Below are 15,029 nucleotides of genomic sequence, written 5' to 3'. Positions count from 1 at the left end.
AACAAAGATTGATTTTAAAAAGCTTCTTGATGCACCAAGCAATGGTGAACCACGTACTGGCCTTTCAATGGGTGAGCACCAAGCAATCACTGCATTAGAATGGGGTATCACTCGTGAAGCACAAGACGAGCTAGCTGCAAGCAGCCATCAAAAACTTGCTGCTGCTTATGAGCGTGGTTTCTTTGATGACTTAATGACTCCATTCTTAGGTCTTAACTGTGACAACTTACGTCCTACAGTACAGTTGAAAAACTTGCTAAATTAAAACCAGTTTTCGGTAAAGGCGAAACTGCAACAATGACAGCGGGTAACTCAACTCCGTTGACTGATGGTGCTTCTGTGGTATTGCTTGCTTCTGAAGTAATGGGCAAAAGAAAACGGACATGAAGTTTTAGCTTATCTTTCTTTCTCTGAAACAGCAGCTGTTGACTTCATTGGTAAGAACGGTCCTAAAGAAGGCTTATTGATGGCTCCTGCTTATGCAGTACCTCGTATGCTTAGGCGTGCGCCAACCTTGCAGCTTCACAGTACTTCGATTTCTACGAAATCCATGAAGCATTTGCATCTCAAGTACTCTCTACCTTAAAAGCTTGGGAAGATGAAAAATTCTGTAAAGAACGTCTTGGCTTAGATGCACCATTGGGTTCAATTGACCGCTCTAAACTGAACGTAAATGGTTCGCATACTTTAGGTGCAGGTCACCCATTTGCTGCAACTGGTGGTCGTATCTTGGAGCTACTGCAGCTAAATTAATTAATGAAAAAGGTTCAGGCTCGCGCATTAATCTCTGATCTGTACAAACAGCAGGCGGTGAAGGTGTGGTTGCGATTGTAGAAAAATAATTTCTATTTATCGACCAAAAAACATAAGCACCCATCTGGGTGCTTATTTCATTTCAATATATTAGCTTAATGAAGTGATGCTGCTTTAGCATTTGGGAAAAACTTATCTTCAATATGGTCATAGCACCACTGGGAAATAAAGGTATAAACCAAAATACATAAGGTTAAGCCAATATCTAAAAATAAATGCATCAATCACAGTCATCTGCATCATATATGCAATCATTGGAACAGTCGCAATCAGCAAACCACCCTCAAAACCAATCGCATGTAAAATCCGCACAGGGATCGTTCTTTCCCAATTAAATTTATGTTCTACTTTTTTCGAAATAGTGGTTAAAAATCATATTCCAGAAAACTGAAACCACTGCCATAAACACACCAAGTGTTCCGGTCACTTCCACATCGGCATGTCAAAAATAAAACTTAATGCAATCGCAATGACTGACCAACAAAATTCTCTTCATAACTGATTGCATGAATGAGTCTTCTCTTGGAAATCAACATTTTTAAATACTCAATAATAACTTGGATAATGTGCATTTTATTTTTATAATTTTGATTAATCCAATCAGGTTCTTTCAATTTTTTTGACAGATGAATATTAATCAAGAACAACTTTTCATGTTCCAAGCCGTTATGGAAACAGGTTCATTTTCAGCAGCAGCAAGGAAACTCGGTAAAGTCCCCTCTGCTGTGAGTATGTCGATTGCTAATTTAGAAATTGATCTGAACCTGACTTTATTTGAACGTAAAGGCCGCGCAAACCTACTCCTACAGCTGAAGCACGAGTGCTATATGAAAAAACGGCGCAACTATTGATTGAAATGAATCAATGGAAACAGCACGCGCATGCATTAAGTACTGGGCTGGAACCTAATCTTACTATTGTTGTGGTGTCTGAGCTGCTACATACCAATTGGACCGACTATGTTTGCCTGCTAGAAAGTCGCTTTCCCGATCTACAAATTAATATTGTGTCTGCCCCTCAAGAAGATGCGCTTCAAATGTTGTTAGATGGATCTGCCCAACTGGCCCTTATGTTTGAACGTGAGCATTTAGACAATAGAGAACAGTTTGTTGAACTCAAACGTGAAGCCTTAATTCCTGTTATTTCAAAAACCCATCCGCTCGCAAGCCAAGAGCATGTCTCATATGAGCAGATTTTAGGTACTAGACAAATTGTGGTGGCAAGTCGAGATGAAACATTAAAACCCGAATTATTATTTTCAAAACATTACTGGCGTACAGATAACCACCACTCTGCTTGCTTAATGATTTTACGTAATTTAGGTTGGGGTGTACTGCCACAAGAGATGTTTAAAGAAAATCCCGAGTTAAACAACAAGCTTAAAGCATTAGATGTATTTGATTTTACGCCTCGATTTGAATATTACGTTGATTTGGTCTGGAGCCGCGAAAGTGAACTCGGTGCTGCTGCACGGTTTTTGATTGACTATATTCGTAATAAGCGAATGCAACCGACTCCATAAAATCATTTCAATTTAGATGCAGAACCTAAACGTTTTTCTTTGAAACATAACAATTGATATATCGACAGTATGGATAGAGTTTGTGCTATAAAGAAAACATAAGATTTTTTATTGAAGATGTTGAATATGCAATGACTCATACAGCACTTGACCAATTAAAAACATTAACGACCGTTGTTGCTGACAGTAGCGACCTTGAAGCAATTCGTAAATTTCGTCCCTTAGATGCTACGACGAATCCTTCGTTAATTACCGCTGCGGCAGAACAACCAGAAAGTAAAGAGCTCATTGAAGATGCTTATTATCAAGCCAAAGACGAAGGCTATAAAAATGATGAACTGATTGAAAGAACCATTGATATTTTAACCGTAAAATTTGGTGTAGAAATTTTAAAACTTATTGAAGGCCGTGTTTCTACAGAAGTCGATGCTGCACTTTCATACGACACCGAAGCAACCATTCAAAAAGCACATGAATTATGTGAGCTTTATAAAGGTTATGGTATGCGATCAGTCACGTATTCTGATTAAAATTGCATCGACTTGGGAAGGTATTCAAGCGGCTAAAGTGTTAGAAGCTGAAGGTATTGCTTGTAACCTCACTCTCCTTTTCGGTTTACATCAAGCCCAAGCGTGTGCAGATGCCAAAGTTACTTTAATCTCACCTTTTGTAGGCCCGTATTTTAGACTGGTACAAAAAAGCTGAAGGTGTAGATTCTTACCCAATCGAGAAAGATCCAGGTGTGGTTTCAGTTAAGAAAATCTACACTTACTACAAGCAGCAAAATATTCCAACTCAAGTCATGGGTGCGAGCTTCCGTAGCATCGACCAAGTGCTAGGCCTTGCAGGATGTGATTTGCTTACGATCTCTCCAAGCTTGCTAACGCAGCTTGAACAAGATACGCGTACAGTCGATGCAGCACTTGATGCGAACAAAGCAAAACAGGCAGAAGCGATTGTTAGACCAGCTCAAGATGAGCAAAGTTTTAAAGATGAACTTAACCATGACTTAATGGCATTCCAACTTTTACAAGGTGGTGTTGATGGCTTTATTAAAGCGCGAGATCAATTAAGTCTTTTATTACGTCAATCTTTTGGAATTGATGCAGAAATTAAATCTTAAAAACTGCACTTTTCATACAAAATTACCGATTTTTGTTATCATGACAAAAATCGGTTTTTTATTGGGTTTCTCGTGTTCGGCATAACAGACTTAACAACATATATTATTGGTACATTCCTAATTGTGTTATTGCCAGGGCCCAATTCTCTTTATGTGATGTCTATTGCTTCACGCTATGGTATTAAAACCGGATATATGGGGGCACTTGGTACTTTTACCGGTGACTTAATTTTAATGCTCTGTACTGTACTTGGTGCGGCTTCTTTATTAAAAGCATTCCCTTGGGTTTTTATCGTACTCAAACTCGTCGGCGCACTTTACTTGTCTTATTTAGGTTTTAAGCTTCTACAAGGCAGTATTCAGCGCTGGAAATTACGTAATCAACCCCAAGCAGAAATGGCTGATTTACCTGCTTTAGATAAAGTTCACCCTTATAAAACAGCCTTAAGTATTAGTTTACTCAACCCTAAAGCGATTTTATTTTTCCTGTCTTTCTTTGTGCAGTTTGTTGAACCGGATTATGCCTATCCAGCTTTAAGCTTTTTAATTTTAGCGGTGATTTTACAAATTATTAGCTTTAGTTATTTAACTGCGCTTATTTTCTCCGGAATTAAACTTTCAACTTTTTTCAAACAAAACCATAAAATTGCAGCAAGCGGAATTTTCTTAGTTGGCATTTTATTTTTCGGATTTGGCTTAAAGCTGGCAACTTCAACAATGTAAGCTGCCGAGTCAAGGAAGTCTGAATTTATTAGGTTGTTAAAATGCCAGCATGCCATCTGTTTTAACTTCATTGAGCACAAAAAATGTTCTTACCTGTCTTACCCCGGGTAAAGCAATAATTTTTTCACTATGAAAACGGTTAAAAGCAGCCAAATCTTTAACACGAATTTTTAGAAAGTAGTCAACTTCTCCGGCAACCAAGTAACATTCAAGAACATTCTCCAAATCACCTGCTGCTTGTTCAAATGCCTGAAAGCTATCAGGTGTCGAGCGATCCAGCACTACTCCGACCAAAACAATAGTCTCACGTTGCACCATACCCGGATTAATTCGAGCACGCACATCCAAGATGGCCCCAATCTTAAAAAGACGCTGAGTATGGTTCCAACATGACGAAGTACTAATGCCAACAAGTTTTGCCAGTTCAGCATTACTTAAACGTCCATTCTCTTGTAAACAGCGCATAATTTTCAATTCAAGAGGTGTTAAATTTTCAGCCTGCTCATCCATAAAACAATATCCCAAATTCCCCGTTTGTTATGAAATAAATAATACCATTAATGGCTATTTAAAAAATATTCTTTCATTTTAAAGTCAAAAATAGAAAGCACCTTCTTAAAAAAAATTGTTAGATTTACCTAGCTGAAAACATAGGCAGAAACATATTAATTTTTCAGGGACTTAGAACATTTAGCTATGCAAAAGATTCTTCAAGATTTCTCAATACCAGCCGTATTTGCTGGTTTTATTACCTTTCTTATTGGTATTAGTGTTTCAGCTATTTTAGTGATTCAGGCTGCTCAAGCTTTAGGTGCGTCATCTGAACAAATTACCTCATGGTTTTGGGCTTTAGGCTTAGGTATTGGTTTATCAGGACTCATCCTTTCTTGGAAATTTAAATATCCCGTAGCAACAGCTTGGTCAACAGCGGGCCTCGCTTTAATTATGGCAACAGGTAGTGGCTATAGTTTAAATGAAGCAATTGGCGCTTTTTCAGTAGGTGGTTTACTCACTGCGATTTTAGGCTTTTCAGGTATATTCCAAAAAGCGCTTTCCTATATACCACAAAGCCTAACCAGTGCCATGCTTGCCGGAGTTCTGCTTAAGTTTGGTATTTCACTTTTCGCGAGCTTGCAAAATGATTGGACATTTGTTTTATCTTTACTCGCCATTTATGTCATTACAAAAAGATTATGGCCGCGTTACAGCATTGTATTTACCGCCTTGGCAGGTATTGCCCTCTGCCCTGTTTTTTTAGACTTTCATATGCCTACTCTTGAGTGGTCCTTGGCTAAACCCGTTTGGATTAGCCCTGAATTTAGCTGGTCAGCACTTTTAGGCTTAGCATTACCACTTTTTGTGATTAGCATGGCGTCGCAATATCTACCTGGTATAGCCATGATCAAGAGTTATGGCTATAAACCGCACGTTAATCAACTAATTGGTTGGACTGGTTTAACTCAAGTTGTGCTTGCACCTTTTGGATGTTACAGCGTTAATATTGCTGCGATAAGTGCTGCCGTAAGCTTAGACGACCAAGTTCATCCTGACCCAAGCAAACGTTATATTGCGGGTATAAGCTGTGGCTTTTTTTATGTGTTGATGGGGCTATTTGCTGCAACTCTCACAAGCTTGCTGATGTCTTTTCCTCATATTTTTATTGTAGCGTTAGCAGGCATTGCCTTACTTGGTACGATTAGTCACAACATTGCGCTTGCGTTTGGTCCAGTTGAAGACCGCGAAGCGGCATTATTTACCTTTTTATGTAGTGCATCAGGTATCCAATTTTTCGGTGTTGGTTCAGCTTTCTGGGGACTGGTTGTCGGTATTGTTGTATTTATAGTCCTTAAATTTAAAGCTAAAAAATAAGGCTTAAACGAAAGAGTTTGCGCTTTATCATTTAGAGAAATTCATAAAAAATTAAGCGCAAACTCTCGTTAAATTAGTTAATTGTGTTTTTATCCCCAAAACGCTTGTCGTATTTGCGGCATTGCATTTAAGTGATTAATGATGTGCTGTGCTTCTTCTGCTTCGATTGAAGTTGCAATTAGCGTTACTTCTATTTCAACCTCTTTTTCTCCAAAAGGCGTGACATCAATATCTTTAGCAGGATAATTATGATGCTTTAAGGTTAGATTTAATTCATCCATAACGACCTTGCTCTGACTTCGGTCACATATAATGTAGATTACATGTAAAACTTCTGTGTCATCGTCTAACGGACGACGGTCAATAATATGGACAATCGGCCTTAATAGCGTATTGGCAGATAAAATAAAGGCTGTCGCCAATATTGCTTCAATAATTAAATCAGCACCCGCGGCAGCACCTACTGCCGCAGAACACCATAAAGTCGCTGCGGTATTTAAACCGTGGATGTTGCCTTCTTGGCGCATAATGACACCCGCACCCAAAAAACCAATACCCGAAACAACATAGGCAATTACCCGAACAGCTCCATCTGCTCCAGTAAGATTAATTGCAATATCTACAAAAATTGCTGCACCTACCGCAACTAGAACATTTGTTCGAAGACCAGCTGTACGTTGCCTATACTGACGTTCGAACCCAATTAACGCCCCTAAAATAAAAGCAGCCGAGAGACTAATTAAAGTATCAATAATATTTGATAAGTCTGTATGTTGTAGAAATTGCAATTTCATTTTGCACCTATTGTTTTATTGCCAGCCATAACGGCGGATATAGATTTTCTTTACCCATTGAGTAACACACATATAAGCACCTAAAATTACAGGCAAATATAAGAAATAACTTAAAGGTAAAGCTTGTAGTTTTAAATAACTTGCTAAAGGACCCATTGGTAAGAAAATCCCGATACACATAATCACCGCTGTCATTATTAATAATGGAGTCGCGGCACGACTCTGAATAAATGGAATTTGAGCTGTACGGATCATATGGACAATTAATGTCTGGGTAAGTAAACCCACCACAAACCAGCCTGATTGGAATAGCGTCTGATGTTCAGGAGTATTTGCTGAAAATACAAACCACATTAGCCCAAAAGTAATCATGTCAAAAATGGAGCTAATCGGTCCGAACACCAACATAAAGCGGCCAACTTCTTCAGGTTGCCAACGCTGTGGTTTTGCAATTAACTCTTCATCCACATTGTCAAAAGGAATCACAATTTGTGAAACATCATAAAGTAAGTTTTGAATCAGTAAGTGAATAGGCAACATGGGTAAGAAAGGAATAAAAGCACTCGCAATAAGTACCGAAAAAACGTTACCAAAATTTGAACTCGCCGTCATTTTGATATATTTCAGCATATTGGCAAAAGTTCTACGGCCTTCAATCACACCTTTTTCAAGAACCATCAGGCTTTTTTCAAGTAAGATTAAATCTGCAGACTCTTTAGCGATATCTACTGCGGTATCTACTGAAATACCAATATCGGCAGCACGTATAGCAGCGGCATCGTTAATACCGTCTCCTAAGAAACCAACCACGTGACCATTTGCTTTTAACTGCTCAACAATACGTTCTTTGTGAACCGGACTTAATTTCGCAAAAATGTGGTATTGCTCTACTGCTCTTTTGAGTTGTTGATCAGTTAAGGTTTCAATTACACCACCCAATAAAACTTGATCATAATTCAGGCCAATTTCTCGGCACACTTTTTGGGTGACAAACTCATTATCCCCAGTCAGCACTTTTACCGTTACGCCATGGGCCTGTAAACTCTGTACAGCTTCTTTGGCAGACTCTTTAGGTGGATCAAGAAAAGTAATATAACCTATTAAAATCAGATCATTTTCGTCAACAACTGAATAATTTTCCTGATGATTTTTAAACTCACGATACGCTACTGCCACCACTCTTAAACCATCTCGGTTATAGCGTTGAGTTAATGCCTCAATTGCCACTTCACGTTGCTTTGTTAAAGGCTCTACTTTGCCATTTACCTCGATATAACGGCAAACCTTTAACATTTCCTCAACTGCGCCTTTGGTAATCATACGGGCTTTTTGTTGAAGTGTTTTTACCACGACTGACATACGGCGGCGATCAAAATCAAAAGGAACTTCATCTAACTTCTTGTAACGTAACTTCTGTATTTTGATCTGTTCATCAACAGCTTCTAAAACAGCTACATCAAGCAAATTTTTTAGGCCTGTTTGATAATAACTATTTAAAAATGCCTGCATGAGTACAAAGTCTGATTTCTCGCCTTGAACATCAATATGTTGGGATAAAAAGATTTTGTCTTGAGTTAGAGTTCCAGTTTTCATCGGTACATAGAACATCCATGGCACCAAAGTTCTGTATCGCATCTAGACGTTTAACAATCACTTTCTTTTTAGATAAGAAAACCGCCCCCTTTGCCAAAGTTGAAGTCACAATCATCGGTAGCATTTCTGGAGTAAGACCAACAGCTACAGATAATGCGAATAAAAATGCTTCGGCCCAATCGCCTTTGGTGAAGCCATTAATGAAAAGTACAACAGGTGCCATCACCAACATAAAGCGAATGAGGCAACCAACTTACTTTGTTGACACCCATTTGAAATGCAGTCGTGCTCCGATCAGTAGCCGTAACACTGGTGAGCCAATGCACCGAAATATGTTTGAATACCCGTACTTAAAACCACTGCCTGAGCTGAACCAGAAACAATATTGGTCCCCATGAATACAATATTATCTAGCTCTAAAGCGCTGGTTTCTTCGAGATTTTTCTGCAACGGAAATTTCTCGACAGGCATTGATTCACCAGTCATTGCAGCTTGAGAGACAAACAAATCTTTAGCAGACAAAATTCTACAATCCGCAGGAATCATGTCACCCGCAGATAATAAAATCACATCACCCGGCACTAAATACTGAATTGGTATTTCAAATTGGTGAGTGGTTTGGTTTTTAGTATCAATGCCATAACGTTCATGCATAAGTTCTAAATCTTCTGCACTGACTTGATGGCGCAATACAGTAGCAGTATTACTCACCATTGCCTTTAAGGCATCCGCAGCTTGATTTGACTTTGCTTCTTGCCAATAACGAAGTAGTGTTGAAAGAATTACCATTACACTAATAATGGTTGAACCCGTTAGATCATCGGTAAAGAAAGCAATCAATGCCAACAGGCTAAGTAAAATATTGAACGGATTACGGTAGCAATACCAAAGGTGTTGCCACCAAGTTAATGGCTTTTCATGAGTAACTTCATTAAGTCCCACCGTCATTTGTTGGGTATGCGCTTGCTCTTCTGTAAGCCCCGTCAAATGAGTATCGAATTGTTTTAATAGATCATTCGTTTGAGTCCTTGATGCATTAAGCAAACGCTTAGATAAATTTTTGCTAATTTCTTGAGCATAACTAGATTGATGTAGCTCTTTAAAAGATCGATTACGACCGAAAAAACGCATTAAATGAAATCTTTGTAAAAATGCTGTGAAGAGTCGTTGCCAGAATTTCATCACGAAATCCTCCATTTTTTAGGCGTACAAAGCTCTCGACCTTATCGAAAATAAAGTCTTTTAAATTTTTTAATTTAGAAAGGAATAGGAGATCGTAGACTTACGATGAAGAAGAGAAAATTAGCCCAAAGCCAGACCAACGTTGACGGAATGTCACATAACTGAACATGGTCCGAATGCTCTGAATCGCATGAGACGAATTGTTTATCAAGATTAAAATCTGGTAGATATAACGGTCGTGTATGGAAGCGTATAAAAACATTGGCTTCTCCCCATTTCTAGCGAGAAACTAAACAGATAAATGCTGAAGTGAATGATTACAAATCAAGTAATTTGTATAGGTTTAATCTAATTTTTAACAAAGCTATCTCATTGCAAGATAGCCTCTCCTAAAGGTTACCTTGCTCAGTATTGGCTTTGGTTTAATTGATAATTAAACTCGGACCTCGAACAACTACCCATTTAGGATCTCCGTTAAATAAACTCGCGGCAAGTATAGGTTTTACTCTACAAGGCACAAGATTTTTTTTGTAATTTTTTATTAATTCATCAGTGACTATAAATCACAGTTCTCTAACCACCACTGTTTTGGCCATCTTGTCATGCCATCCTTGTTTTTTAGCATCAAATGCGACCCAAATAAGGCCGATACAAAATACTAAAATAGATGGAATATATCCGATATAGCGAATGAGAGATTGTACGAAAGTTAACTTATTACCTGTCTTTTCATCGAGAACTTTTAAACGCATTAGACGTTTTCCTGGTGTCCCTGCAAAGTAGATCCAACACAAAACAGTATATAAAAATGGAAATGCATAATTTACGATCATATCAAACCAATAGTTTTGCGGTTTACTACTCATACCTGTAGCAAATATGAGATCGTAATCTCCATGATAAAAGATCCATGCGGCTGGAATAATTGCTAAAAAAAGAATAAGAGTATCAATGATCATTGCGCCAAATCTTAACCAAAACCCTGCATATTCATATTTATAGGTCATGTGTTCACCTCGCTTTTGTTATTTTTTACCTAATGCCACAGTAACTAATTTATTCGTCTTTCATCGTAATTGAAATCTTTTTATTTTTAAATACTTAATGTATTTTTTAATTTCCGATTTTATTTAGAATTATAATAAGATTTTTGAAAAATAAAAGCCATATCAATTTAAGTTAAAATAATATATATCATATTGAAATATTTAAATTACACCTCATTTGTATGAGGTGAAAACTAATTATATTTATTAATTTAATCATTTATAACCAATGATTATTTCCAGAATAAAACATCAATTTTAAATTCTTTTTTTAGCAAAAAAGCTGCACAGATAAGTCCAATACCGATGATGATTAAAAACATGCTTAAACTTAATAATCCTCCCACAGCAGAGCAAAAGCCTAAAATAGCTAAAATATAAAATAAAATTACACTAATACTTGGCATTCAATTTATTCCACTACTTAAAAATAAAAGCAATTTATTCTATCGAGTCTGTAAAGGAATGCTGTTTTCAAATGTTGATTACACCCCATATTTGTATCAACTTAAAAACAATATGTTAATAATTCCTACTAAATGTAAACAACAAAAATATAAATGTGATAAATATCACATTTATATTTTATTTAACTTCAAAATAATGTTTTTCAGTAATAAGCTTTATTTTTAGATTTTTATATAATCGATCTTTTGAGTTTTCTAACGAAGGAACAACTTTTTCTGCAAACTTATCATCTGCCATGAGTCTTGCATGAGTTTTATATCCAATCACTAGCTTTTCTGGCTCTTTACCAGTTTGGCGAAATTCCTCGATAAGTTTACTGACTTTCTTTGCTGTTAAATCGGCCATATCTTACTACTTCCCCCTTACATATGATTTGGTTATACGATTTCTGTGTGACAAAAATATGAAAGGTAATTTATTGTAAAGTTCTTCTAAAAAATTAAATTTGGCATAGTCTCAACTCCCTCTTTATTAACCTCTAATAAAATCATTAAAAATCAAATATATAATTAAATACCATTTAATTTAACTACAAAGTGAATTGAATTGATTTCTACCTTTAAACAAATGTGTTAATCTTTAAGTAAGAAAAGCTTCATACATATAACAACTTGTAAATAAGAGGAATAACATTATGAATTACCAGAGCATATTATTGTACCTGTAGATGGTTCTGAGATTTCTTTGGCAGCAGCACAGACAAGCGGCCCATATCGCTAAAGCTTTTGGTAGTAAACTTACAGCAATTAGTCTGGTTGCAGTGAGACCCATTTAGTGGTGTCGATTTCTATTACATCTCTCCTGTTGTAAAAGATTATTTTGTTGAAGCGCGTGCTAATGCAGAAAAAACACTTGCGAAAGTAAAAGCCCTATGTGCTGAAGAAGGTGTCAATGCAGATACACAAATCATTCAAGGTGAAATCTCATCTGATGGCATTCTTAAAGCTGTAGAAGAGTTGGGTTCAGATCTGATTGTTATTGGTTCACATGGTCGTAAAGGTTTGCCGAAGAAAGCCTGACTTTGTGGGTGAGTATTTGCGCAGAGATGTTCTGAACAGCACTAAAATCCAAGTTTTGGTGGTAAAAGAATAATTGCTGAGTCGACTAAAAGCCTAATCCATTGATTAGGCTTTTTATCGTAAAAAATGCATAAGTTTTACACAGCTTAAAAACCGTTATACACTATTGTTCTCTTTCCCTCTATTTTGTGAGTCACGCCAATGAAGTAAGTCTTTTTTCTCATCAATTTTCTCTTTTTTGATGTGCAAAATAGACTATTCTTTAGTGACTTAGCGTCTTTATTTAAAGCTTTACACTCCTATTTTGTACATCCTGTATTTATGAGGTTCTCACGACTCAGCAGGCATGTGTAATATCACAACTCACTTTGGAGTTTCCTTTCAAAAGTGATGTTTAAAGAATTGAATTTCTCACTTGAGCATCATCAAGTATCAGCCTTAATTGGCCGCAATGGTCAAGGTAAGTCTTTACTTATGCAATTGCTTCACAAGATTTCACCCACTACAGAAATGCATATCAGTGGCCAAATAAACTGGCAAACCAAGCATGCATATTTATCTCAGCTCACTCGTCTCCAATCAGACACAATTGCAGAAGCTTTAGAGGTCAACCATCTTTACAACGCTTTTCAAAGAGTCGAACAAGGCGAAGCTCGATACGATGATTATGATTTGTTAGAAGGACATTGGGATCTTCCTAATATTTGGGAAGCTTTACTACGATCTGCTCAGCTACCAACCGATTTAGACTTTCCTGTTAAGCAGTTGAGCGAAGGCCAAAAAACCAAGTTAGCCTTATCCGCATTATTTTTAAAAACTGATCATTACCTATTACTTGATGAGCCAAGCAACCATCTCGATCAAGAAGCTAGACAGTGGCTAATTGCTCAGTTAAAGAAACATCCAGTAGGCGCTCTGATTATTAGTCATGATCTGACTTTGTTAAATGAAGTCGACCATATTTATCACTTAAATGAGCATGGCCTACAGCACACTACAGGAAATTATGAAAAATTTTATGAGCAATATCAGTTCCAAATCGAGGCTTTAGAACAGTCAGTACATCAGCATCAACGTGAAGTTAAGCACATGAAGCAAAAGCAGCATGAAGTTTTAATGAAAGCCCAAAAACGTGAACGTGCTGGCAACAAACTTCGTGACTCAAACTCGCAAGCTAAAATTTTGCTCGATTTTAAAAAAGAACAGGCTGGGCAAAGCCTAGGAGCAATTCATTCTCAACATCAGCGTCAAATCGATCAAAGCCAGCAAGACTTGAAGAGTAAAAAAGTACTTCTAGAAACTGTTAAGCCCCAACAATTTATATTCCCCTCTTTTAACAAAAGAACAGGAGAAATTCTTAGAATTGAGAACTTAAAACTCAACTATGGGACACAACAACCAATTCATCTCGCCTTAAGAGCTTGTCAAAAGATTTCATTTGGTTGGCCGAAATGGTATTGGGAAATCAACTTTGCTGAAACAGATTGATCAATCAGCTGTAACTGCTACAGATGAAATTAAACTGTTTGCAAATTGCTTCTATCTCGATCAGAACTTTAGCTTTTTATTAGACCATCTCTCTGCTGTTGAAAACTTAAGAAATACTAACCCAAATATTACTGAGTTAGAGTGGAGAAATTTATTAGGTCAGCTTCGGATTCGTGGTGATAAAAGCACATATCCCTTAGCTCAACTCAGTGGTGGTGAGAAGTTAAAAGTTGCTTTACTAGGTTTGAGCCATGCTCAGCCTATGCCTGAACTTTTACTACTTGATGAACCAGAAAACCACTTAGATATCGAGTGCAAGAGAGTTATTTGCAAATGCTATTTCTAGTTATGAAGGTGCTGTGCTATTAGTTTCACATGATTTAAGTTTTGTCTGAAAAATGTGGGATTGTTGATTCAATTTATTTAAATTAACACTACGCTATTTTTATACCTATATAAAAGCTCTAACTATTAGAGCTTTTATATAAATCTTTTAATTATCATTTTATTTTTTATTATCTAATATTTGTAAGATCTCAGATTAAAAGAAACTGCTCTATTTCTTTGTGCGCTTTTTTTCATTTGATAAACTTGAACAATATAATCACCATCAACAGGTAGCGTTACTTCACCTGAAAAACCTACAGTCGAACCCACGAATAATGGCTTATCTTTACCAGGCTTTTGACCTGGAGCGAAAATATTAATATAAGCTAAATCCCCATAACTATTAATATTAAATTTTAAAATCTGTCCACTTTTTGCAAAAACTCGATATCTTACATCATCATAACCTTGAAACTTTCCGGTTAATGTAGTTTGAGAAGAACCTTTTAAAAAGCTTACTTTAGTCTCAACATTTTTAGCAACTACAGATAATGGTATAGATGAAATCAAACTAGATAATAATAAAATTTTAATGATTTTTTTCATTTTTAGCCCTCAAAATTATTTTTAAATTATTATAAGAAAGATAACTTTTATTAAATTTAACTTTATGTATAGATTTGATGAGTAGCGTTTGGATTTGTAAGTTATTTCATCGCTATTCAAAAGTGAGTATCATTAAAATTAACTTATCAGCCCTTTAAATTTTACAAACGAAATTTATGGTAATGGCCATAATGAGTCATTTTATAAAAGTGGCTTAAGTACATGCCATATAAAAACCGTATTTAATTCAATGCAAGTTATGGAAACCAACTGGCACATATCAAAAGAAGATTCATATTTTTTCTGTAGGGCTGTATTATTAACGCAAGATTAGTTTGATCCCTAACAATAGCTAGGAATAGCAAGACACGGCTTTGTTGCACAAAGATTTAAAAGTTAAGACTTCTCATATCTACTCAAATTTAAGTGACAACTCGGGTATGTGGTCTGCCTAAG

Annotated in this window: 18 protein-coding genes and 2 pseudogenes; 11 read left to right on the top strand and 9 right to left on the bottom strand. The window is 36.5% G+C overall.

What is annotated here, in order from left to right:
• Positions 1-791 (top strand): annotated as a pseudogene (locus tag AABD04_RS25120) (thiolase family protein); the annotation flags it as partial.
• Between the two features lie 117 nt (positions 792-908).
• On the opposite strand, the pseudogene aceI reads toward AABD04_RS25120, so the two are convergent.
• A pseudogene (gene aceI / locus AABD04_RS25115) lies at positions 909-1,349 on the bottom strand (chlorhexidine efflux PACE transporter AceI).
• A gap of 90 nt (positions 1,350-1,439) precedes the next feature.
• On the opposite strand from aceI, the gene AABD04_RS25110 reads away from it, so the two are divergent.
• The 6 genes from AABD04_RS25110 (at position 1,440) to leuE (ending at position 4,181) form a co-directional block, all read left to right on the top strand.
• A complete protein-coding gene (locus AABD04_RS25110; protein ID WP_341443161.1) occupies positions 1,440-1,664 on the top strand; it encodes a helix-turn-helix domain-containing protein in 225 nt (74 codons plus the stop codon).
• Positions 1,665-1,669: 5 nt separating this feature from the next.
• Entirely contained in the window at positions 1,670-2,335 is a 666-nt protein-coding gene (locus AABD04_RS25105) for a substrate-binding domain-containing protein (protein ID WP_341443160.1), read from the top strand.
• A 131-nt stretch (positions 2,336-2,466) separates the two neighbouring features.
• Positions 2,467-2,865 carry a transaldolase family protein gene (locus AABD04_RS25100; protein WP_341443159.1) on the top strand — a complete coding sequence of 133 codons (399 nt, stop codon included), beginning with the start codon at positions 2,467-2,469 and terminating at the stop codon, positions 2,863-2,865.
• Complete coding sequence (locus tag AABD04_RS25230) at positions 2,762-3,040, top strand: transaldolase family protein (protein WP_423228254.1); 279 nt, start codon at positions 2,762-2,764, stop codon at positions 3,038-3,040. Before AABD04_RS25100 ends, AABD04_RS25230 begins: the two co-directional genes overlap by 104 nt.
• Complete coding sequence (locus AABD04_RS25095; protein ID WP_341443164.1) at positions 3,015-3,458, top strand: transaldolase family protein; 444 nt, start codon at positions 3,015-3,017, stop codon at positions 3,456-3,458. The genes AABD04_RS25230 and AABD04_RS25095 overlap by 26 nt, the downstream gene beginning before the upstream one ends.
• A gap of 72 nt (positions 3,459-3,530) precedes the next feature.
• The gene (leuE, locus tag AABD04_RS25090) at positions 3,531-4,181 is read left to right on the top strand and encodes a leucine efflux protein LeuE (RefSeq protein WP_341443158.1); all 651 of its coding nucleotides are present in this window, start codon (positions 3,531-3,533) and stop codon (positions 4,179-4,181) included.
• A 36-nt stretch (positions 4,182-4,217) separates the two neighbouring features.
• On the opposite strand, the gene AABD04_RS25085 is transcribed toward leuE, so the two are convergent.
• A complete protein-coding gene (locus AABD04_RS25085) occupies positions 4,218-4,691 on the bottom strand; it encodes an Lrp/AsnC family transcriptional regulator (RefSeq protein WP_000344223.1) in 474 nt (157 codons plus the stop codon).
• 186 nt (positions 4,692-4,877) lie between these two features.
• Between AABD04_RS25085 and AABD04_RS25080 the strand changes: the two genes are divergently transcribed.
• The gene (locus AABD04_RS25080; RefSeq protein ID WP_341443157.1) at positions 4,878-6,050 is read left to right on the top strand and encodes a benzoate/H(+) symporter BenE family transporter; all 1,173 of its coding nucleotides are present in this window, start codon (positions 4,878-4,880) and stop codon (positions 6,048-6,050) included.
• An 89-nt stretch (positions 6,051-6,139) separates the two neighbouring features.
• On the opposite strand, the gene AABD04_RS25075 is transcribed toward AABD04_RS25080, so the two are convergent.
• The 6 genes from AABD04_RS25075 to AABD04_RS25050 form a co-directional block, all read right to left on the bottom strand.
• On the bottom strand, positions 6,140-6,844 hold the full coding sequence (locus tag AABD04_RS25075; RefSeq protein ID WP_341443156.1) for an MgtC/SapB family protein: 705 nt from the start codon (positions 6,842-6,844) through the stop codon (positions 6,140-6,142).
• Positions 6,845-6,859: 15 nt separating this feature from the next.
• Entirely contained in the window at positions 6,860-8,437 is a 1,578-nt protein-coding gene (mgtA, locus tag AABD04_RS25070; protein ID WP_341443155.1) for a magnesium-translocating P-type ATPase, read from the bottom strand.
• Complete coding sequence (locus AABD04_RS25065) at positions 8,385-8,660, bottom strand: hypothetical protein (RefSeq protein WP_423228253.1); 276 nt, start codon at positions 8,658-8,660, stop codon at positions 8,385-8,387. Before AABD04_RS25065 ends, mgtA begins: the two co-directional genes overlap by 53 nt.
• A 71-nt stretch (positions 8,661-8,731) precedes the next feature.
• Positions 8,732-9,619: a P-type ATPase gene (locus tag AABD04_RS25060; protein WP_341443163.1), complete on the bottom strand. Its 888-nt coding sequence runs from the start codon at positions 9,617-9,619 to the stop codon at positions 8,732-8,734.
• A 563-nt stretch (positions 9,620-10,182) separates the two neighbouring features.
• Positions 10,183-10,626 carry an RDD family protein gene (locus tag AABD04_RS25055; RefSeq protein WP_000221476.1) on the bottom strand — a complete coding sequence of 148 codons (444 nt, stop codon included), beginning with the start codon at positions 10,624-10,626 and terminating at the stop codon, positions 10,183-10,185.
• 624 nt (positions 10,627-11,250) lie between these two features.
• A complete protein-coding gene (locus tag AABD04_RS25050) occupies positions 11,251-11,478 on the bottom strand; it encodes a hypothetical protein (protein ID WP_341443153.1) in 228 nt (75 codons plus the stop codon).
• A 449-nt stretch (positions 11,479-11,927) separates the two neighbouring features.
• Here AABD04_RS25050 and AABD04_RS25225 point away from each other — a divergent pair, with 449 nt between their 5' ends.
• The 3 genes from AABD04_RS25225 (at position 11,928) to AABD04_RS25040 (ending at position 13,986) form a co-directional block, all read left to right on the top strand.
• Positions 11,928-12,152: a universal stress protein gene (locus AABD04_RS25225; RefSeq protein ID WP_423228255.1), complete on the top strand. Its 225-nt coding sequence runs from the start codon at positions 11,928-11,930 to the stop codon at positions 12,150-12,152.
• Between the two features lie 390 nt (positions 12,153-12,542).
• On the top strand, positions 12,543-13,640 hold the full coding sequence (locus AABD04_RS25045) for an ATP-binding cassette domain-containing protein (RefSeq protein WP_341443162.1): 1,098 nt from the start codon (positions 12,543-12,545) through the stop codon (positions 13,638-13,640).
• Positions 13,624-13,986 (top strand): ATP-binding cassette domain-containing protein, encoded by a 363-nt coding sequence (locus AABD04_RS25040; RefSeq protein WP_341443152.1) that lies wholly within the window; start codon positions 13,624-13,626, stop codon positions 13,984-13,986. The genes AABD04_RS25045 and AABD04_RS25040 overlap by 17 nt, the downstream gene beginning before the upstream one ends.
• Before the next feature lie 173 nt (positions 13,987-14,159).
• Here the strand turns inward: AABD04_RS25040 and AABD04_RS25035 are convergent, their stop codons facing one another.
• Positions 14,160-14,573, bottom strand: coding sequence for a hypothetical protein (locus AABD04_RS25035; protein WP_341443151.1), 414 nt, complete (start codon positions 14,571-14,573; stop codon positions 14,160-14,162).
• Between the last annotated feature and the right edge of the window lie 456 nt (positions 14,574-15,029).

Source organism: Rhodococcoides navarretei (assembly GCF_038069675.1).
In the GTDB taxonomy this organism is placed as follows: domain Bacteria; phylum Actinomycetota; class Actinomycetes; order Mycobacteriales; family Mycobacteriaceae; genus Rhodococcoides; species Rhodococcoides navarretei.
The sequence above is the reverse complement of the archived record's forward strand: the minus strand, read 5'-3'. Positions and strand labels throughout refer to the sequence as shown.